Raw genomic sequence first — 20,317 nt, forward strand, 5'->3', positions numbered from 1 at the left:
ACGTCATGCAATACGTCACGCATGTACGTCAAATTAATACGTAAATTCGGTTGACTAAGTTGTATAGACATTATATCTTACTTGACTATACCACTTGATGTTTTGTTTTCAGGCGATCTTGTTACGATCAACATGCAGACACTTTTAAGGAGACAGGCCAGCATGACTACCAATACCGATCCACGGCGCGACCCTAGCCGCACCATCCGCGCCGCACGCGGCACCACACTGACAGCCAAGAGTTGGCTGACCGAAGCGCCATTGCGCATGTTGATGAATAACCTCGACCCGGAAGTGGCCGAGCGGCCGAACGACCTGGTAGTGTACGGCGGCATCGGCCGGGCCGCGCGCGACTGGGCTTGTTTCGACAAGATCGTCGAAACCCTGACCAACCTGAGTGACAATGAAACCCTGCTGATCCAGTCCGGTAAGCCGGTCGGCGTGTTCCAGACCCATGCCGACGCGCCGCGCGTCTTGCTGGCGAACTCCAATCTGGTGCCGAAATGGGCCGACTGGGAGCACTTTAACGAACTCGACCGCAAGGGCTTGTTCATGTACGGTCAGATGACCGCCGGCAGCTGGATCTATATCGGCAGCCAGGGCATCGTCCAGGGTACCTTTGAAACCTTTGCCGAAGCAGGGCGACAGCACTTCGGCGGCGACCTGTCCGGGCGCTGGATCCTGACCGCCGGCCTCGGCGGCATGGGCGGCGCGCAGCCACTGGCCGCTACGCTGGCCGGCGCAGCTTCCCTGACCATCGAATGCAAACAGTCAAGCATCGATTTCCGCCTGCGCACCCGGTATCTGGACAAGCAAGCCAAGAACCTGGACGACGCGCTGGAGCTGATCAAATATCATACAGAGCGCAAAGAAGCGATTTCCATCGGCTTGCTCGGCAATGCCGCCGAAGTACTGCCAGAACTGGTCAAGCGCGCCAAGGCCGGCGGCATCAAGCCGGACCTGGTGACCGACCAGACTTCCGCCCATGACCTGATCAACGGCTATCTGCCGATCGGCTGGAGCGTCGAACAATGGGTGGCGGCGCAAAACGACCCATCGCAACAGGCCAAACTGACTGCAGATGCCTCCGCATCCTGCGCACAGCACGTGCAAGCGATGCTGGATTTCCATGCAATGGGCATCAAGACTGTCGACTACGGCAATAACATCCGCCAGGTAGCGTTCGATCACGGCGTCAAGAACGCCTTCGATTTTCCTGGTTTCGTACCGGCCTATATTCGGCCGTTGTTCTGCGAAGGCAAGGGACCGTTCCGTTGGGTAGCGCTGTCCGGCGATCCCGAAGACATCTACAAGACCGATGCCAAGATCAAGGAACTGTTCCCGCAAAACAAACACGTTCATCGCTGGCTCGACATGGCGCGTGAGCGCATTTCCTTCCAAGGCTTACCGGCGCGGATTTGCTGGCTGGGCCTGGGCGAGCGCCATATCGCCGGCCTTGCCTTCAACGAAATGGTGCGCACCGGCGAATTGAAAGCGCCGATCGTGATCGGCCGCGATCACCTGGATACCGGCTCGGTCGCCAGCCCGAATCGTGAAACCGAAAGCATGAAGGATGGCACCGATGCGGTTTCCGACTGGCCGTTGCTGAACGCCTTGCTGAATACTTCCGGCGGCGCTACGTGGGTTTCCTTGCACCACGGCGGTGGCGTCGGTATGGGGTACTCGCAACATTCGGGGATGGTGATTGTCGCCGACGGCACTGAAGCAGCAGCCAAGCGTCTGGCGCGGGTGCTGGTCAACGATTGCGCTTCCGGCGTCATGCGCCATGCGGATGCCGGTTATGAAGCGGCGATTGAATGCGCCAAACGCCATTATCTGAATTTGCCGATGATCAATCGCTGATAGCCGCGCGATCAGCCCTGCGCCGTTGTAAAGGTAGTCATGAAAAGTACCAGGCAACGGCGCGGCATATTCAGCAATGTGCAGGAGACAAGGTATGGAAATAAGTCAGGGTAGTGCGGCGCTTGCGCATGCCGGAGCAGAGCCGGTGCGTCCGTTGGCGCTTGCAGGGAAGATCAAACGCGCCAAAGCGGTTGCGGCAATTACCATCGGTAATGGACTGGAGTACTTCGAGTTCACCTCCTATAGTTTTTTCGCCATCATCATCGGCAAATTGTATTTCCCCGCGACCGGTGACATCGCCCAATTGCTGCTGGTGACAGCCACCTTCGGTATCGGCTTTGTGGCAAGGCCGGTTGGCGGCCTGCTGCTGGGCGCTTATGCCGACCGCGCCGGTCGCAAGGCGGCGATGACTCTGACTTTGCAACTGATGGCGTTGGGTTCGGCGATGATCGTGTTTGCGCCCACCTATGCGCAGATCGGATTGGCTGCCCCCGCGCTGATCGTGGCGGCACGCCTGATCCAGGGCTTTGCCCTGGGCGGCGAGATCGGCGCCTCGACGTCTTTGCTGATGGAGTATGCCGACGATCGTTCGCGCGGGTTTTACGGCGGCTTGCAGGCAGTCAGCCAGAACCTGAGCGCCTTGCTGGGCGCGCTGACCGGTTTGCTGCTGACAGCGATCCTGACCACGCCATCGCTGGAAAGCTGGGGCTGGCGCATTCCGTTTGCGATCGGTCTGCTGATGGGGCCGCTGGGTGTCTTCATTCGCCGTAATCTGCATGAGACGCTTGACGACGGTCCCGCAGGCGCCGGCAAACAGACACATGGCGGGGTCATCCGCTCCGTGTTTGCGCAGCATAAAAAGCAGATCGTCGCCGGTATCCTGCTTACCATGGGAAGTACCGCCGCCATCTACATTACCCTGTACTACATCCCGACTTACGCCACCAAGATACTGCATATGTCGATGTCCGCCGGGCTGGCCGCGGCCTGTGTTGCCGCCGCGGTCGCCGCCGTGGTCGCGCCGCTGGCAGGGAAATTGTCTGACCGGGTAGGCCGCAAGGCAGTGTTCGGCGCATTCTGCATGTTGCTGGTTCTGGTCATTTACCCAGCATTCGCGATCATCAATGCGCATCCCAGTCTCAACGCACTGTTGCCGATCATTGCCTTGCTATCCTTCCTGACAACGTTCATTGCGGTGCCGAGCCTGGTCATGTTGCCGGAAATGTTTCCGCGGCCGGTACGGGTTACCGGCATGTCGGTGGTGTATTGTGTCGGCGTTTCCATCTTCGGCGGCTTCGCACCGTTTTTTGCGACCGAACTGATGGCGCTTTCCGGCAGCAATCTTGCACCATCGTGGTATGTCATCGGCTGCGCCGTGATTGCCTTGCTGTCGCTGCCCTTGATACAAGACAAGGCGGGTCTGCCGCTGGACTGAGCCTGTTCCGAAATTGATTTTGTTTTTCCATAATTGTTCCTGCTGATTTTTACACTATTTTTGCACTATTCTTCGCGCTATCTTTTGAAAGAAATGACCATGAAAACAACGTTGACTTTGCAGCCGGGAAAAATGTCCCTGGCAGAAATCCGCAGCATCTGGACTGAAGCTGTTCCGCTGGCTTTGCCGCCATCTGCTTATGCGGCAATCGACGCTTCTGCGGCCACCGTGGCGCGCATCGTTGAGCGCGGCGATGCTGCCTATGGCATCAATACCGGTTTTGGCAAACTGGCCAAAACCCGCATCCCGGACGAGCAACTGGAACTGTTGCAGCGTAATCTGATCCTGTCGCATTCGGTCGGCACCGGCGATTTGATCGACGACGCCGCAGTGCGTCTGATCCTGGCCATGAAGATCGGCAGCCTGGCGCGCGGTTTTTCGGGCATCCGTGCGCAAGTCATCGATACCTTGCTGGCGATTTACAACGCAGGCATCATGCCTTGCATTCCGGTCAAGGGATCGGTCGGCGCCTCCGGCGACCTGGCGCCCTTGTCGCACATGACGCTGGCGATACTCGGCGAAGGCCAGGTCAGGGTGGATGGCAAGCTGGTCGATGCCAAGGACGCGCTGGCAAAGGCGGGCATCACGCCAATCGTGCTGGCGGCCAAAGAGGGCCTGGCGCTGATTAACGGCACGCAAGTCTCAACCGCCTTGACACTGAATGGCTTGTTCCTGGCCGAACGGGTGCTGGAAGCGGCCACCGTGACCGGCGCGCTGGCGGTCGACGCTGCACGCGGCAGCGATGCACCGTTCGATCCGCGCGTGCATGAAGTGCGTGGTCAGCCAGGGCAGATCGCCACTGCGAAGATTTATCGCCAGCTGCTGAGCGGCAGCGTCATCCGCCAATCGCACCTGGTCAATGATGAGCGTGTGCAAGACCCGTACTGCCTGCGCTGTCAGCCGCAGGTGATGGGGGCTTGTGTCGACATCATCAGCAATGCTGCACGCACCTTGCTGATTGAAGCCAATGCTGTGACTGACAATCCGCTGATCTATGTGGAACACGACGAAGTCATTTCGGGCGGCAATTTCCATGCCGAACCGGTGGCGTTTGCCGCAGATACGCTGGCGCTGGCGATTGCGGAGGTCGGCGCCTTGTCCGAGCGCCGTATTGCATTGTTGATCGACTCTTCGCTGTCCGGCTTGCCGCCGTTCCTGGTCGAGTCGTCCGGCCTCAATTCCGGCTTCATGATTGCCCATGTGACTGCCGCCGCGCTGGCCTCGGAAAACAAGTCCCTGGCGCATCCGGCCAGCGTTGACAGCCTGCCCACATCCGCTAACCAGGAAGACCACGTTAGCATGGCTACCTTTGCTGGCCGTCGCCTGCATGAAATGGCGCACAATACAGCAACCATCGTTGCGATTGAACTGCTTGCCGCTGCACAGGGCGTAGATTGCCATCAGCCGCTGACGACTTCCCCGATGCTGAAACAGGTGCAACAACGCTTGCGTGAGCAGGTAGCGTTCTACGACAAGGACCGTTTCTTTGCCCCGGATATCGAAGCCTCCAAGCAGTTGGTATTGCAAGGCGCAGTCAGCGATAGCTGCAAAGCCTTGTTTGCCGATCTGTACGCTCGGTAAATCGAAAATAGTGGTCTGAAAATGAAATTAATCCAATTCGAAGACCTGCCTGCCACCCGATGGAAAAATGGCGGTGGCATTACGCGAGAGCTATACAGCTATCCGGCGGCTTCCACATTCGACAACTTTGTGTGGCGTGTGAGTATTGCCGACGTCAGCCAGTCTGGTGCCTTTTCCAGTTTTCCCGGCGTCGACCGGATCATCACTTTGCTCGAAGGCGAGGGCATGCAACTGCTTGACGATAGCGGCAATCACGCTTTGTTGTCATTGTTGCAGCCGCACCGTTTTCGGGGCGAAGCGCAGATCAGCGCCCGGCTGGAAGGTGGTGCCTGCCAAGATTTTAATCTGATGCTACGGCGCGGCGCTGCTATCGGCGCCGTAGAGATCTGGCGCGGCGACCAAAATCTGCCGCAGGGATGCAATCTGCTGTTTTGTGCGCGGGGCCGCTGGGACGTCTTGACTGAAGATGGCGAGCACGCCACGCTAGATTCGCGTCAGAGTCTTGTCTGGGAAGCACCATCGGGTAGAGTGTCCCTGCGTTCTTTGAGCGCTGGCAGTATTCTGATTGGCGTCAATATCAATCTGCAATAGGAATTAACATGGCGCATAGTGAAACCAGGCAAGCCGACGGTATCTGCGGCGATATGTGCAACGATATGTGCGATGGTATCTGGACCAACGCCAGGATTGCCCCGGCAGGTAATCCTGCGCAAGTCATCTTGGACGGCGCCATGGCGGTGCGCGATGGCCTGATCGCCTGGATCGGCAGCGCGGCCGATCTGCCTGCCGAGTACAACAATGCAGACTGGCCGCAGCACGATGCCGGTAATCGCTGGATTACGCCAGGCTTGATCGACTGTCACACTCATCTGGTGTACGGCGGTAACCGCGCCGACGAATTTTCTTTGCGTCTGGCCGGCGCCAGCTACGAGGAAATCGCGCGCAATGGCGGCGGCATTGTCTCGACCGTGCAGGCTACGCGCGCGGCCGATGAAGACGATCTGTTCGGGCAGGCGGCGCGGCGTCTGGAAGCCTTGCTGGCCGAAGGCGTGACGACCATTGAAATAAAATCCGGGTACGGGCTTGATCTGGCGACAGAACGCAAGATGCTGCGGGTTGCGCGGCGTCTCGGTGAACACTATCCAGTCACGGTCTACACCACTTTTCTTGGCGCGCACGCCTTGCCGCCGGAATACCAGGGCCGCGCCGACGATTACATAACTTTGGTGTGCGACGAGATGCTGCCGGCGCTGCACGCGGAAGGGCTGGTCGATGCGGTCGATGTATTTTGTGAAAACATCGGCTTTTCGGTGGCGCAGAGCGAAAGAGTATTCGTTGCAGCAAGCAAGCTCGGGCTGCCTGTAAAAATGCATGCCGACCAGCTCTCGAATATTGGCGGCACCCGCTTGGCGGCGCGCTTTAAAGCTATATCGGCGGATCACCTGGAGCATCTGGGCGAAGCAGATGTGCAGGCAATGCGCGAGAGCGGCACAGTCGCAGTGTTGCTGCCGGGCGCCTATTACTTTATCCGCGAAACCAAACTGCCGCCGCTGGAACTGCTGCGGCGCTATCAAATTCCCATAGCAATCTCCACTGACAGCAATCCCGGTACATCGCCGACCACATCCTTGCTGTTGATGCTGAACATGTCTTGCACGCTGTTCCGCATGACAACGGCGGAAGTGTTGATGGGCGTTACATCTCATGCCGCGCTGGCGTTGGGCAAGGCCGGCCAGCATGGTCTGCTGGCAGCAGGGCGGGGTGCTGACTTTGTCCTCTGGAACGTGGAGTCGCTGGCCGAACTGGCCTATTGGTCCGGACTCAATCCGTGCGATGCGATCGTGCGCGCCGGCCGCCTGAGTCCGGCGTCGAAAAAAGGAGCATGGTCATGAAACCGGTCATCAGGCAATTGATCGCCGACAGAGCCTTGTTAGCGCAAGGCTGGTGCAACAACGTCTTGCTGGAGTGGGATGAGCAAGGCATCCTCACAGCTGTTCAACCGGACGCCGAAGTATTGGCGCTTGCCCCGCGCGCCGCCGCGACGGTACTGCCCGGCATCGCGAATCTGCATTCGCATGCTTTCCAAAGGGCGATGGCGGGACTGACCGAATATCGTTCCGATCCGAGCGACAGTTTCTGGAGCTGGCGCACCCTGATGTACCAGTTTGCCGGAAAATTATCGCCCGCAGACTTGAAGGCGGTAGCGGTGCAGCTGTATATTGAAATGCTGCAAGCCGGTTACACTTCGGTCTGTGAATTTCACTATCTGCATCACGACAAGGACGGCAAGCCGTATGCCAATCCGACGGAAAATCTGGTGTGCCTGATCGAGGCAGCGCAGGAAGTTGGCATCGGCCTGACTTTGCTGCCGGTGATGTATCAGTACAGCGGTTTTGGCGCCCAGGCGCCGCATGCCGGTCAGGCGCGTTTCATCAATTCGCCGGAATGGATCATGGATGTGCTGCAGCGGCTCCAAACCGGGCATCCGCAGCATGCGGGCCTGCGCTACGGCGTTGCGCCACATTCCTTGCGCGCAGTGTCGCCGCAATCGTTACAGCGTTTGCTGGCTGCGCTCAAGCAATGGGACCCGCAGACGCCAGTCCACATCCACATCGCCGAGCAGCGCAAAGAGGTCGAAGACTGTATCGCTGCGCTAGGTACGCGGCCGGTGGCGTGGCTGCTTGATAATGTGTCGGTCGATTACCATTGGTGCCTGGTGCACGCTACCCATATGACGCCTGAAGAAACCCGGGGCTTGGCGCGTAGCGCCGCTGTGGCAGGTATTTGTCCGACAACCGAAGCCAATCTGGGTGACGGCATTTTCAACGGCGTCGAGTACACCGCTGCGCAAGGCGCCTGGGGTATTGGCTCGGATAGCCATATCAGCACCAGCGTCAGCGAGGAGCTGCGCTTGTATGAATATAGCCAGCGGCTGCAACACGGTCAGCGCAATGTGCTGGTGGGTAATCAAGGGACTTCGGTCGGTTCTTACCTGTACCGGCAGGCGCTGCAAGGCGGCGCTGCGGCCAGCGGTCGTCCGGTGGCGGGGCTGCAGGTTGGGCAACGTGCTGATCTGCTGGTGCTGGACCAGCAGCACGCCGATGTGGAGAGTAAGCTTGGCGATCAGTTGCTGGACAGTTTTGTATTTTCACATCACGGACAGACCCCCGTGCGGGATGTCATGGTGGGAGGGCATTGGGTCATCAATGACCGCAAACATCGCCTGCAGGAACAAAGCGTTTCTGCCTATGCGAATACACTGAAAAAATTGCTTGCTTGAAGTAATTTGGCTACGCCTGCACGGAAAACGCGCATTGTAAAATTTACAGAGATTTTTATGGAAAAATTCATATTTCATCGTGGTAGCCTGCCGCTGTTGGTGTCTATGCCGCATGCGGGAGAACATATTCCCGAAGACATCAGGAAGAACATGAGCGCGCCGGCGCTGGACATCGCCGATACCGATTGGCATATGCCGTTGCTGTACGATTTTCTGGAAGAACTCGGCGCCTCAGTGTTGGTGGCGACCCATTCACGTTATGTGGTCGACCTCAATCGCCCTCAGGATAATGTGAATCTCTACCCGGGCCAGGATACAACCGGCCTTTGTCCTGTGGATACCTTTCACAAGGAACCACTGTATCAAGTGGGGAGAAATCCCGACGACGCTGAAATACAGCGCCGCGTTACCCTATATTGGCAGCCGTACCACCAGCAACTGGAACAGGAGCTGCAGCGCATGCGCGCCGAACATGGCATCGCCATGTTGTGGGATGCGCACTCTATCGCGTCGGTGGTGCCACGTTTTTTTGAGGGACGTCTGCCGGATTTGAACCTGGGCACAGCCTCGGGTGCTTCATGTGCACCGGAACTGGCGCAGCAGCTGCAGCAAGTCGCCGCTGAGGCGTCTGGTTACAGCCACGCGTTGAACGGCCGTTTCAAGGGCGGTCATATCACGCGCCACTACGGCAAGCCGGAGCAGAACATCCATGCGGTCCAGCTTGAGCAGGCGCAAATCACTTATATGGAAGAGCAGTTGCCGTTTGCTTTCGACCCGCAACGTGCCGCCTTGGTGCAGCCGACCTTGCGCCGCTTTCTTGAAGTTATGCTGGCGTGGGCCGGGACTCACGCGCTATAAGACCTGCTTGTGTTTTCACATATTCCTTGGCCGCGCTGGTCGCACAGGCTTAGCGCGCCAGTTTTTTACCTGCCCTCACTCCAATTACGTTCTGCGCTTATTCGCAAATCAGACCATGGCCGCCTGGCCAAGAACTGAAATGACTGGTTTGATCTTGCCCTCCAGTCGTTGAACGTATCGTCTGCATTTCCTATAACGGCGTGAAATTCCCGCTTCGCAAGATTTCACTCGATTTCTGTTTCTTTCCACGATATCCAAATCAACAAACTCAGATCGCACCGATGACCTGAAGGGATATTTCCAATTATCAGCTTTTTCTTAATATTGGTTTTTTATTACTAAAAATGTAGGTAACAATCGTATAATCAATAAATTGCAATATTGATAACTATGATTGATTTCCCGCACCGTTACTGTGATGTGGCGGTATTTTTTTAGGCATAAAAATGAACAACGTTTATCGAATTATCTGGAACGAGGTGCTGGGCGCATGGGTCGCCGTATCGGAGCGGACCAAGGCCAAAGGAAAATCTGCTCGCGCAAAGCGCCCGCTGGCAAAATTGGGACGGGTTTTTCTGTTCGGCGTAGCGGGAACGACTGCCGGCGCGACGCTGGCGGTAGATAATCCGATTCATATGATCGGCGGCGCAGCGCTGCCGTTGGACGGGATATCGTTCGCCACGCGCAGCAACGATGCAATCGCCGTATGGGCCGACGATGGCGCGGGCATTTTCTTGAATGCCCACTGGGATAATGCGGCCACCGGCAAGAGCAGTTCGGTAACGACTGCAGGGAATCGTAGCGTCGCCCTGCAAGCCGCCGGAGGCAAGAATCCTTCCTTTGTCGTCGGCAGCCGCGTCGCTGTCTCTACAGCCGGTACTGCGGCACATGGCGCCTTTGTCAGCACCGGTGGCGGCATCAGCTTGCTGGACAGTACGATCGCCACGACAGGAGGATATGCTCACGGCATCTATGGCAAGGGTAATGGTACGCACCTGGCGATAGATGGAGGCAGCATTTCAACTGTCGGCATAGGCGCGTCTTCCGTCTCACTGTATGACGGCGCTTCCGCCATCCTGACCGGGACCAAAGTAAGCGCTGAGAACAGCTATGCACTGGACCTGGCTGACGACGTTCGAGCCCGGCTGAATCAAGTGAACATTGTCCAGGGCGGGCCGCTGGCAGCGGTGCAAGTACGCGCGAGAAGCACGTTCGAGATGAATGGCGGCAGCATAGTAAAGACAGGTCAGGATCATGCCGTGACCTTTTTTGCAGCTGGATCGGGTACCTCGACAACCATGGCAGTCGGTCAATTGACAGGAGCACAAATTACCACCGCTGGCGACCATTCTTACGGTGTCAATATTCACAAAAATGCGAATGTTACTTTTGATGGAGTGACTGTGCATACCATGGGTGATGGTGCGCGCGGCTTGAACATATGGGATGCCGCCAGCAGCATGACGTTGAACAATAGCCATATACAGACGGATGGCAAGAGTGCGGTTGGCGTGGTCAATTTCGGTGGCCGCATCGATTTTACGGGCGGGACTGTCACCACCAATGGTGCGAGCGCGCATGGTGTGTATGCCCAAGACTCGATGGATTACTCCACTGGCAAAATGATGCATGCCGTGATGAGCGTCAAGGATGCGGACATTGTTGTCAACGGACAGGCACATGGCGCTTATGCCGGTTCAGGAGCCGAGCTGAACATATCGGGGGGCAGCATTGTCACCAACGGTCCGTCGGGAGCCGGCGTGTTCGCGGGCAGTGGTGCGACGCTGAATATAGCCGCTAGCAATATCACCGCCAACGGTGCGGCCGGGGTTGCTGCTTACGCATCTGCCGCCACGCTCAGTGTAGCGGACGATACCTTGCTTATCGCCAGCGCCAATGGTGGCCGCGGAGCGGTGGCGACCGGCGCCGGCACGCAGCTGTTCATTTCCGGCAGCGCCATCAATACCAGCGGTGCCGCCAGTGTTGGAGTTGACAGTCGTAATGACGCCATCACCCGGCTGACGGCAACCACAGTGAATGGTGATGCGGGAGATGCGTTGCGGATAGGCGCAAGCATGGACGGGATCAACAACAACAGTGTCACCGTCGTCGGCGGTGCGCTGAATGTGCAAAGCGGAAATGCCTTGGCGGTGGCGGGAGGCAGCGCAAACATCAGCCTGAAAGGCGTCGCGCTGCAGGCCCCAGACGGGAATGTCATTCGAGTCAAGGATGCGCTTATCGCCAAACCGGATGGTTCAGTGGCAACGATCGCAATGGGCGTTGCGAACATTAACGCCATCGGCTCAAATTTCAAGAGTGGCAATGTCGTGGTGGATAGCGGCACACTGAACCTGAGTCTGGATAACAGTTCCCTAAACGGAGATGTCTTCGTTAACCCTTCCGTGGCGCAAGCGAATGTTAGTTTGCTGAATGCTGCGTCCATGACCGGCGCCACCCATGGCGTCGGCAGTGTCAACATCGATGACAGCAGCCAATGGACCCTGAGTGGAAGCTCGACGGTGACAGATACCCTCACCAATGCCGGTCGCATCAATTTCGGCGTCAATCCGAACGCTGGTTTTAAGGCACTTACCACGCACAATTATGTCGGCAACAACGGAAAAATTACCATCAATACCCGGCTAGGCGATGATAAATCGCCGACCGACAAGCTGATCATCGACGGCGGCCATGCCAGCGGTCACACGGCGCTGCTGGTGAATAACATGGGTGGTGCGGGAGCGCAAACCAATAGCGGCATCATGGTAGTGCAGGCCGTCAATGGTGGCACCAGTACAGCGGACGCGTTCAAGCTGGGCCGGATAGTGCGTGCCGGCGGTTATGACTATTTCCTCTTCAAAGGAAATGCCAGCAGCGCTCAGGCGGATAACTGGTACTTGCGCAGCACGCTTGACGAAATTCCTGTCGATCCGAATACGCCCAAGCCAGTCGACCCACCTGTCAAGCCGGGTGAGCCTGAGCCAGAGCTCAAGCCCGTCGACCCGAGCAATCCCGAGCCAGAGATCAAGCCAGAGATCAAGCCAGACCGGGGCCAATTGTATGGCCCCGAAAGGTCGGTCTATAGCACGGTGATGCCGACTGCAATGCGGCTTGGTCAGGTCACGCTAGGCACCTTGCACGGCCGCGTCGGTGAGCAGGAAAACCTGCGGGCCGATGGCGTCACCCAGGATCCCTTCGTCAATGGTGCATGGGGCCGCGTGATTGCCCAGGATTCACGCGAAAAATATACCAACCAGGTAGGATCTTCCGCCAGTACCAACATCTCAGGATTCCAGGCTGGCACCGACGTCTATCGCCGGCAGGACGCCGCTGGGAGTCGCGACCATGCAGGCGTATATTTTGGCGTTGCGCATGCTGACAGCTATGTCTCCGGCCTAGCCATCAATGCATCGCTCAATCCGACCGGCAATGTGCGGCAGCGTACCGGTGCGGTCAAACTGGACGGCTGGAGCGGTGGCGCTTACTGGACGCATTACGGACCATCTGGCTGGTATGTCGACACGGTGTTGCAAGCTACCGCTTACCGTGGCAATGCCTCTACCGACAACACCGGTATCAAGATCAAAGGATCGGGCTTGTTGATGTCGATAGAAGGCGGCTATCCGATTGACCTGGGCAACTTCTGGAGCCTGGAACCGCAAGCGCAGCTGATGTGGCAGGGCGTGTCGCTCGATCGTACGGCTGACATCGCTTCCGAGGTCAGGTTTGGCAGTAGCAATACACTGCTGGGCCGTATCGGCGCGCGGTTGCAGCATACCGGGAAAGATGGAGGCAGGCTGTTCCAGCCTTACCTGCACGCTAATCTTTGGTCTAACTTGTCAGGGGCGAAAAACACAGTGACCTACGGCGAAGATGGAACAGCGGGCGGTATCGAAACCAAATCGGGAACCAGTTGGGGGCAGGTCGGTATCGGCATGACAGCGCAGATGACGCAAAACACCAGCATCTATGCGCGCCTCGACGGCATGTTCAGTATCGGCGGTCAAGGCAGGGAGTATAACGGCATCGGCGGCAGCCTTGGCTTACGGTTGAAGTTCTAAGAGGCTGTTGCGAACACAGATGGCTAGGCGCTCCGACGAAGACAGTACGAGTAGTACGGCGAGAAGGGTGTAGCGGGGTTTTCAGACGACATTGTCGTCTGCCTGCGGAACGCCCCGGGCTTGCAAGCCCGGGCGCGCCCTGCAAGGGCAACAACGTCAGGTGTGTTTGCAACAGCCTCTAAGTATTTTATTAGGTGGGCGGGCCTGGGTCTATAACCAATATTCTATCGAACGAGCCGCCCACTCCTTTACCCGATCGGAAAACGGCCGTTGCCGCCATTGTTCCGGTGTGATCTGCTCAGAGCCGCGAATATCTTCACGGAACGCCTTTTCCATCTGATGGCCAAACTGCTCATCAATGACCACCACATTGGCTTCGTAGTTGTGCAGGAAGCTGCGAATATCCATGTTAGCCGAGCCCACCGTAGACCAGATGCCGTCGACGACGGCGGTTTTAGCGTGGAGCACGGAAACCTGTAATTGGTAGATATGGATGCCGGCGCTGAGCAGTTGCGTATAAAACGATTGGCCGGCATGGAACGCCAAGCCGATATCGGTCACGCCAGGGAGGATCAAGGAGACGTCGACGCCACGCCGGGCGGCGGCGATCAGTGCGTTCGCCAGTTGCCGGTCGGGTGTGAAGTAGGGGGTGGTGATGTGTATGCTTTTGCGCGCTTGCTGAATCGCCAGGATGTAGGCTTTATATAGATTGTAGTCACCGTCTGGTTGAGTACTCAGTACATGTACCGTCTTGTCACCGGCTGGCGTTAGCGTCGGAAAATATGCGAGGTCTGGCAAATCTTCCGTATGTTGCGTGGCCCAGGTTTGCATGAACAACAATTGCAAGGATGCGACTGCCGGACCCTCTATCTGCACATGCGTGTCGCGCCAGCCTACAGGGCCTTCGCTGGATTTGCGGCGCGAGCGGAACAAGGAGCTGTTGGCGTACGCCGCACTGATGTTGACGCCGCCGGTGAAGCCGACCTTGCCATCCACCACCAGAATCTTGCGATGGTCGCGGTGGTTCAACTGCCAACGACCGAAGCGTTTGAGTGGATTGACTGGATTGAACTCAACCAGTTTGATGCCGGCTGCACGCATACGGTCGAAAAAATCAACAGAGCTACCGATACTGCCGACGCTGTCATAGATGATATTGACCTGGACGCCCGCGCGCTGCTTTTCGATCAGCAGATCCGCAAAGCGCAAGCCAAGCTGGTCCTGGTCGAAAATATAGGTTTCAAAATTGATGGTGCTTTTCGCATTTTCGATGGCCGCAATCATCGCCGTCATGGTTTGTGGGCCATCGAATAGCAAGGTGACCTTGTTACCCTTGATGAGCGGGCTGCCAGTGACGGCTTCTTCCATGGCCGCCAGCGTGTTCAGTTGGGATGAGGGATCCATCGTGCCGGCGTGAGACGTGGCGATGTCGGGTAGCGTGGCGGTCAAATTGCTGACGTCTGGCAAGGTGGAGCAGGCTGCTGCCAGGACGCCCAGTAATACCGCCAAGAAGAACCGCAGAGGGCGCGGCAAACGCCACTGCAGCTGATTATTCAACATGTAGCTCCATATGTCGCGCGCGCATTGATGAGATTGCTCTTCGTGTATTGCCGTTCGGATACTACCTTGTTGTATCGATTTTTGCTTGATTGATGCTGGGGTAAACGAGCATAACGCAAGATAGCCCGCCGACATCACTGGTGCGGTGATTCACACTCGTCGATACATAAGAGTGCGAATCACTACACTTGTGGACTGCAACAGTGAAATCGAGAGTGCTTGCCACACAGGAGCCGCGCATGGCGGCGTTGCAAATGCTCGCGATAGCCAGCTATCGCTGGGGGCGGCCATCCGCTTGCCCTGCACGCCGCCTGTGCGTCCTTCACCCCCTATTTCACTGTTACAGTCCAACTAGGCGCTGGTTTTCTTCTCGTCTTCCTCCTGGATGGGAACGCGTTTGGGCGGAATGAAAAAATCCTTGGGCTTTTTCAGGAAACGTGAAAAGACCGCCTTCGCCAAGATCAAGCCATGCTGGAAACGCACCTGGCGCGCACGCAGGGCGACGAATAGCGCAAGCGAGAAACTCACCCACAGGTTGACCGTACCGATGGCCAGCACCCCGACTACCGAGATGACGGCGGTATACAAGCTCATGTGATTATCGAGGCCAACCAGGGCCGTGGCAAAGTTGGTCGCCGAAAACGTAATATGACGAATATCGATCGGCAAGCCGAGCATGAAACCGATAGTGCCGATGGTGCCGAGCAGAATGCCGAAGTAGAAATTCCCCATCAAGCCACCAAGATTGCGCTCCAGGTATTCGCCGAAGCGGGCCAGGCGCGGCTTGCCCAAGAGTTTGCCGAGCCAGCGCGCGCGCGTCACCCGCTTCGCCATGTGAGTGTAGAGCGCCTTGTTATCGTAGTAGCCCGATATCAGGCCGGCCAAAAACAGGCAGACGCCGGCGATCGCCGCATGGAACAGCGCCAGGCTGGCGAGCGGGTCGATATCGTGCAACAGATGCATAGCCTTGTCCGGCGTCACCAGATGGTGGCCAAACAAGGCGTGATAGCCGAACGCGATCAGGTAGGCCACAGGAAACGCCAGCAACAGATTGCCGGCCACCGCGATGAACTGCGTGCGTATCACCTTGACGATCAGCTCAACCAGGCTGTCGATGTCGATGTTGCTGCCGTCACGGCTTTGCAGCCCGGAAGCGATGCGCGAGGCGGTCATGGCTGGTTGTTTGGTGGCGACCGTGAAATGCAGTATGTGGATCAGCATGAATCCGACCGAGTAATTCATGCTGAACAAGAATGCTTCGACCAGCGGCGCAGCGCGCAGGTAGGAAGCCAGGATCTTCAACATCGACATGAAGCCGATGATGACCCCGGCGCCGGAGGCCGAGCGGAACATGGCGCCGTACTCGGAGCGGTCTTCGGCAATATAGTGCTCGCCGGTGCGACTGGCGTTTTCGGTGACATTACGCGCCAGCAGGTTGATATTGTCTGCGAACAGTTCGCGTACCGCGTACTTGCGGTTATGGCCTTCGATCAGCTCGCGGCCCAATTCCAGCGCCTGGGTGCGCTTGGCCAGTTGCTTCACGCTAGCCAGCGCCTCTGCTTCATGGAGGTCGACCGGACCCTCCCATTTTTCGGTGTTCGGCGCGCTGATGCTGACTTCGCCGACATCGACCAGGTTCAGCAGTTTGCGTAGGCGGGCGATGCTTTGTTCCAGCCTGACCAGCAGGTAGGTGAGCGCAACGCTACTGCCCATGCGCAGGGCATTTTTGCGGATCTTGAGGACGATGGTATCGCATTGGTCCAGCATCACCGACAGGTGGCGGGCATCTTCCAGTGGCGGCAGATCGGCCAGCGGCACCTGGGAATCTGCGGCCGCCAGGTGATGCCGATAACTGTTCAGATACAGATGCAATTCTACGTTTTGCATCAGGAACGGCGATTCGAATTCGTCGATGCTGGGATAGAGCCGCAACAGCGCCGGCTCCAGGCCCATGGCGCTGATGCGGTAAGACAAGGTCTGGATCGCTTCCAGCAATTCTCCAATAGTCTTATGGCGGTCGATGGCCTCGCTGGCAGCGTTGTTGTCCGCGTCGGTGTATGGCGCGGCATGGCTTAGCAGGTCAAAAAAACCGAGCCAGTCCGCAGTCGGTATGGCATTGATCCACACGTAGTCGGTTTCGGCTGGCAGCAGGCGGTCGAGGCAATCGCGCAGATAGTTTTCATCGAGCGCTGGAGGCAGCATGCGAAACGACAAGCGCTGGAACAGTTCGGTAAAAAAACCAGCGTTCGGCAAGATACCGGTGTCGGTGTACAGACTGATCTGGCGTCGCGTGGAAAACAGCCTTAGGACATAATGGCGCAAGGCGCTAGCCTGGGCGGGTTCGCCATGCAGCAACTGTACCAGGATACGCAGGTTCTCGGCCGCTTCTGCAGCGAACTCCGGTTTGCGCGGGCGCAATGTATTGATCAAGGCCACCAAATGATCGATATTGTCAGAGTTGTGATCGGCGGCGATGAGTTTTAGTGTTGACAGCATGTAAAGTTTTATAAAAAGCAAAGTCGATAGTGTACGTTCAGTTTAACCAAACCGGTTTTTGATGGGAACGATTGTTATGTGTAGAAATGTTAAATAAGGACATATGAGAACTGCTGATAAACATTTTTTTGGCCAATTTCTTGCTGTCCTGTGCCTACTGTTTTTGCTGACGGCATGCCAAAACCTGACGCCGGGGCCAGATCCTGCCGATGCGGCGAAAGCGGATCACCTACTGCAATTGATCGACCAGCGCCTGGATGTCGCACCCATGGTAGCCAAGGCCAAATGGAATTCCGGTGGAGCGATCAACGATCCTCCGCGTGAACAACTGATCCTGGATGCAGTGACGGCGCAGGCTAGCGGCTTGGACGCGGTTTTTGTGCGGAGGTTCTTCCAGGCCCAGTTCGACGCCAGCAAAGCCTTGCAGCTAGGCTTGCACGCGCAATGGCGGCGGCAGGGCATGGGCAAGTTCACTGACGCCCCAGATCTTGGCCGCGATGTACGGCCTGTGCTGGACCAGCTGACGCCGCAATTGATCGCTTCGCTGCATCAGATGCAGTCTTTATTGGTGGCGCCGGGCATGCGCGCTTATATCGAAACCCGCTCGCTTACGCTGGTGCGTGGCGATATTGATGGTTTGCCGCGCCGGATGGCGGTGGCGGGTTTGTTTTCTAACTAGCCGGACGATCGCAGATTTTCATTCAGTGGCAGGATGGCCCCGGTTGTGTCGGGTTGCATGGCGCATATGCAATTTGTAATTGGGCGAAGGATTTGAAAACGCTTCCAGTCCGCGTTGATAGCCGTACTGCCATTGGGCCTCGACATCTTCACGATAGGTTTCGTAGCGCGCCGGCATCAGCAGGCTAAAGCGGTTTCTGATCCAGGAGACCTTCATTTGCATGCCGCGCTTGTCGAACAGGCCGTCGACATCGGAGGCGTCGATCCAGACGTCGGCATGTTGACCATGTACGTGGCGCAATCTGTGGTTGGCGTCGATGCCAAGTACCGTGCGCCAGGCTGGTACAGAGAGCGCCTGGTTGAACGGCGCTTTCAGTTCCATGATCACGCGTTGCGCCAGGCGTTTAGCCAATTCGATAGGAAACAGATCCACCACGCCGCCGGTGTAATGCTCGGCCTGATGCGCGTGACAGGGAAAATAATACATGTCCGAGATGGAAATCCGCACGGCATCGCTGAGCGGCATGCCGGTATCGGTCTGTAACTGTTGAGCGATGGCGTTCTGTCCCCATTTCGTATCGCTTAGGGGAGAGTGCATGCCTTGTAGTAGCGCTGCGGTATGTGGATTGCCGAATACCACTTCAGTAAACAATTTGCGCTGGTCTCTTTGTTGTCCGACTTCATCCTTTGAAAATAGCATCTTGCCGCCGATGATGGCGACGGCGGGTGGGTTTTCTGTCTGCGATACTGGAGAGGGCAAGGGCAATTGCGACGGGATGTCGAAAAAATAATCGTCGAATAAATCCGGAATCAACGGGGCGGGCCGTATATTCAGACGGCGCTTTACGGCATGGATAAATGCGCGTCCGATAGCTGCCTTGGGGGTAGATTGCAATCCGCATAGAAACTGGTACATCGCCGCCGAACTGACCCAAGCCTTGCGCTGCGCATCGTCGGGTAAAGCTTGGATAACTGCTGCCGCAATGGCGCCGCCGCAACTGGCCAGCAGCAGATCCGGCTTGTTATTGGTTTCCACCGCTGCTGCATACATGCCTAGATAGTAGCCAAAGCGAAAGCCGCCGCCGGCCATCACCATGCAGCATTGATATTTTTCAGTTCGATTCATGGACGGGAATAGTGCACCAGTTCCAGCACAAATAACAAGCGTCTTTATTTCATCAATGGATGGTGTGCGGTAAGGCGCTAGCAATGCGCCCAGAACATCCTGGTTTGCAGCTCATCCCGTTCGCGCCGCATGTGATCGCGCACGTGTGGCAATTGGCGGCGATGGCTCATGCCGTTCAGCCAGTCATAACGCCGTCCCAGCGCCACGCAATCGACGCTCGGTTCGGTGCTGATCGACGTGACCGGTTCGATAACCCCGCCTGAGGGAGTTGGCCGGGCTTGGGCCTGGACCGGCGGCTGCTGACGAAAGGCATTTTCAACCGTCGTCCGGTCATAGCCCGGAATGACTGCATTGTCGATGATTTGCAAGGACTTGGCCTTGCTGCCTTGGGGGCAACCTTTGTCGGTATAGACAATCTTGCCGTCGATGCTGCATTTGACGATAGTGTTACCGGCCACAGTTGGCTGCACGCCGGCCGGTAGCGGCGTTGGGGCGCTACTGGCGGCGACCGGCGCCGGCGCTTTCACAGGCGCTACGGGATCTGCTGTGTGTATGGCGGGGACAGGGGAGGCGGCATCTGCCTTGGCCTGGGTAACCGGAGCCGGGCCTTTTCCGTTGGCGGGAGTGATGGAACGGTCAATCGCATACAGCACCGCACTGGCCAGCGCGATGGCAAGTAGGAAGGCGGCAAAAATCCGGGCGGTTGGATGCATACGTGGGTTGAAAATAATTGGTTGACCGCCAGGCGCCAACTACGCAGCGACAGCCTGGCGGGCAGTGTGACAGTCTAAATGAAACCGGATGCCAGGATCAAGGCAGCAATTGCCCGCGAATTTCACCGGCCGGATTAGTGGCGCTGTGGACGTTGACATACAGGTTCCCGGCCATGTAGCTGGCATATTGCGCATCGGTCAACTTGGCTCCGGCTGGCACTACCCATGTGTCATCCCCTGTTTTTTGCAAAGGGATCAGTACCGGACCGTTCTTGCCAAGCGCGCCTTCGTGGATATGCGCCACTTTGCCTTGTATGCCACGCGTATTGACGGTGCCGCTCACGGATTTGTCTGCTGCAATCATGATGGTGCCGCTGCCGCTTGCCGCTGAACCGGTTGGCGGTACTTCATGGGCGCCATCCAAAGTCACCTCGCTGGTATGGCTTTGATCCATCGACATCGTCGAGCATGCTCCCAGCAATAAAGCCAGGGTGATAGAAGCGAATAACGATAGCCTTAGATTTTTTAGCAGCTTAGTCATTTGTTTTCCTTGGTTTTGTTTGGGGAGAAGCAATTAACAGTGTAGTCCGCTTTGGGCTTTATGGA

14 protein-coding genes are annotated in these 20,317 nt (G+C 57.2%); 9 read left to right on the forward strand and 5 right to left on the reverse strand.

What is annotated here, in order from left to right; genetic code table 11:
• The first annotated feature begins 162 nt into the window (after nucleotides 1–162).
• The 8 genes from hutU (at nucleotide 163) to LT85_RS25400 (ending at nucleotide 13,138) form a co-directional block, all read left to right on the forward strand.
• Nucleotides 163–1,863 carry a urocanate hydratase gene (gene hutU, locus LT85_RS11185; protein WP_038488640.1) on the forward strand — a complete coding sequence of 567 codons (1,701 nt, stop codon included), beginning with the start codon at nucleotides 163–165 and terminating at the stop codon, nucleotides 1,861–1,863.
• A gap of 94 nt (nucleotides 1,864–1,957) precedes the next feature.
• Nucleotides 1,958–3,298, forward strand: coding sequence for an MFS transporter (locus tag LT85_RS11190; protein ID WP_038488643.1), 1,341 nt, complete (start codon nucleotides 1,958–1,960; stop codon nucleotides 3,296–3,298).
• A gap of 93 nt (nucleotides 3,299–3,391) precedes the next feature.
• Nucleotides 3,392–4,939, forward strand: coding sequence for a histidine ammonia-lyase (gene hutH / locus LT85_RS11195; protein ID WP_038495879.1), 1,548 nt, complete (start codon nucleotides 3,392–3,394; stop codon nucleotides 4,937–4,939).
• 21 nt (nucleotides 4,940–4,960) lie between these two features.
• Nucleotides 4,961–5,530, forward strand: a complete 570-nt coding sequence (locus LT85_RS11200; protein WP_052135086.1) for a HutD/Ves family protein — start codon at nucleotides 4,961–4,963, stop codon at nucleotides 5,528–5,530.
• A gap of 65 nt (nucleotides 5,531–5,595) precedes the next feature.
• Nucleotides 5,596–6,831, forward strand: a complete 1,236-nt coding sequence (hutI, locus tag LT85_RS11205) for an imidazolonepropionase (RefSeq protein ID WP_038495881.1) — start codon at nucleotides 5,596–5,598, stop codon at nucleotides 6,829–6,831.
• Complete coding sequence (locus LT85_RS11210; protein WP_038488649.1) at nucleotides 6,828–8,219, forward strand: formimidoylglutamate deiminase; 1,392 nt, start codon at nucleotides 6,828–6,830, stop codon at nucleotides 8,217–8,219. Before hutI ends, LT85_RS11210 begins: the two co-directional genes overlap by 4 nt.
• Nucleotides 8,220–8,276: 57 nt before the next feature.
• Nucleotides 8,277–9,077, forward strand: a complete 801-nt coding sequence (gene hutG / locus LT85_RS11215) for an N-formylglutamate deformylase (protein ID WP_038488652.1) — start codon at nucleotides 8,277–8,279, stop codon at nucleotides 9,075–9,077.
• 446 nt (nucleotides 9,078–9,523) lie between these two features.
• Nucleotides 9,524–13,138, forward strand: a complete 3,615-nt coding sequence (locus LT85_RS25400) for an autotransporter outer membrane beta-barrel domain-containing protein (protein ID WP_052135087.1) — start codon at nucleotides 9,524–9,526, stop codon at nucleotides 13,136–13,138.
• Between the two features lie 210 nt (nucleotides 13,139–13,348).
• Here LT85_RS25400 and cls read toward each other — a convergent pair whose 3' ends face one another.
• Together cls and LT85_RS11230 are read right to left on the reverse strand one after the other, a co-directional pair.
• Complete coding sequence (cls, locus tag LT85_RS11225) at nucleotides 13,349–14,698, reverse strand: cardiolipin synthase (RefSeq protein ID WP_038488655.1); 1,350 nt, start codon at nucleotides 14,696–14,698, stop codon at nucleotides 13,349–13,351.
• Between the two features lie 351 nt (nucleotides 14,699–15,049).
• The gene (locus LT85_RS11230) at nucleotides 15,050–17,194 is read right to left on the reverse strand and encodes a site-specific recombinase (protein ID WP_038488657.1); all 2,145 of its coding nucleotides are present in this window, start codon (nucleotides 17,192–17,194) and stop codon (nucleotides 15,050–15,052) included.
• 163 nt (nucleotides 17,195–17,357) lie between these two features.
• On the opposite strand from LT85_RS11230, the gene aroQ reads away from it, so the two are divergent.
• A complete protein-coding gene (gene aroQ, locus LT85_RS11235) occupies nucleotides 17,358–17,873 on the forward strand; it encodes a gamma subclass chorismate mutase AroQ (protein ID WP_253273716.1) in 516 nt (171 codons plus the stop codon).
• A gap of 18 nt (nucleotides 17,874–17,891) precedes the next feature.
• Here the strand turns inward: aroQ and LT85_RS11240 are convergent, their stop codons facing one another.
• From LT85_RS11240 to LT85_RS11250, 3 genes are all read right to left on the reverse strand, one after another.
• Complete coding sequence (locus LT85_RS11240; protein WP_253273717.1) at nucleotides 17,892–18,998, reverse strand: patatin-like phospholipase family protein; 1,107 nt, start codon at nucleotides 18,996–18,998, stop codon at nucleotides 17,892–17,894.
• 77 nt (nucleotides 18,999–19,075) lie between these two features.
• Nucleotides 19,076–19,711, reverse strand: a complete 636-nt coding sequence (locus tag LT85_RS11245) for a hypothetical protein (RefSeq protein WP_038488665.1) — start codon at nucleotides 19,709–19,711, stop codon at nucleotides 19,076–19,078.
• Nucleotides 19,712–19,808: 97 nt separating this feature from the next.
• Nucleotides 19,809–20,252: a CHRD domain-containing protein gene (locus tag LT85_RS11250; protein ID WP_038488668.1), complete on the reverse strand. Its 444-nt coding sequence runs from the start codon at nucleotides 20,250–20,252 to the stop codon at nucleotides 19,809–19,811.
• Nucleotides 20,253–20,317: the final 65 nt, after the last annotated feature.

This window comes from Collimonas arenae, assembly GCF_000786695.1.
GTDB lineage: Bacteria > Pseudomonadota > Gammaproteobacteria > Burkholderiales > Burkholderiaceae_D > Collimonas > Collimonas arenae_A.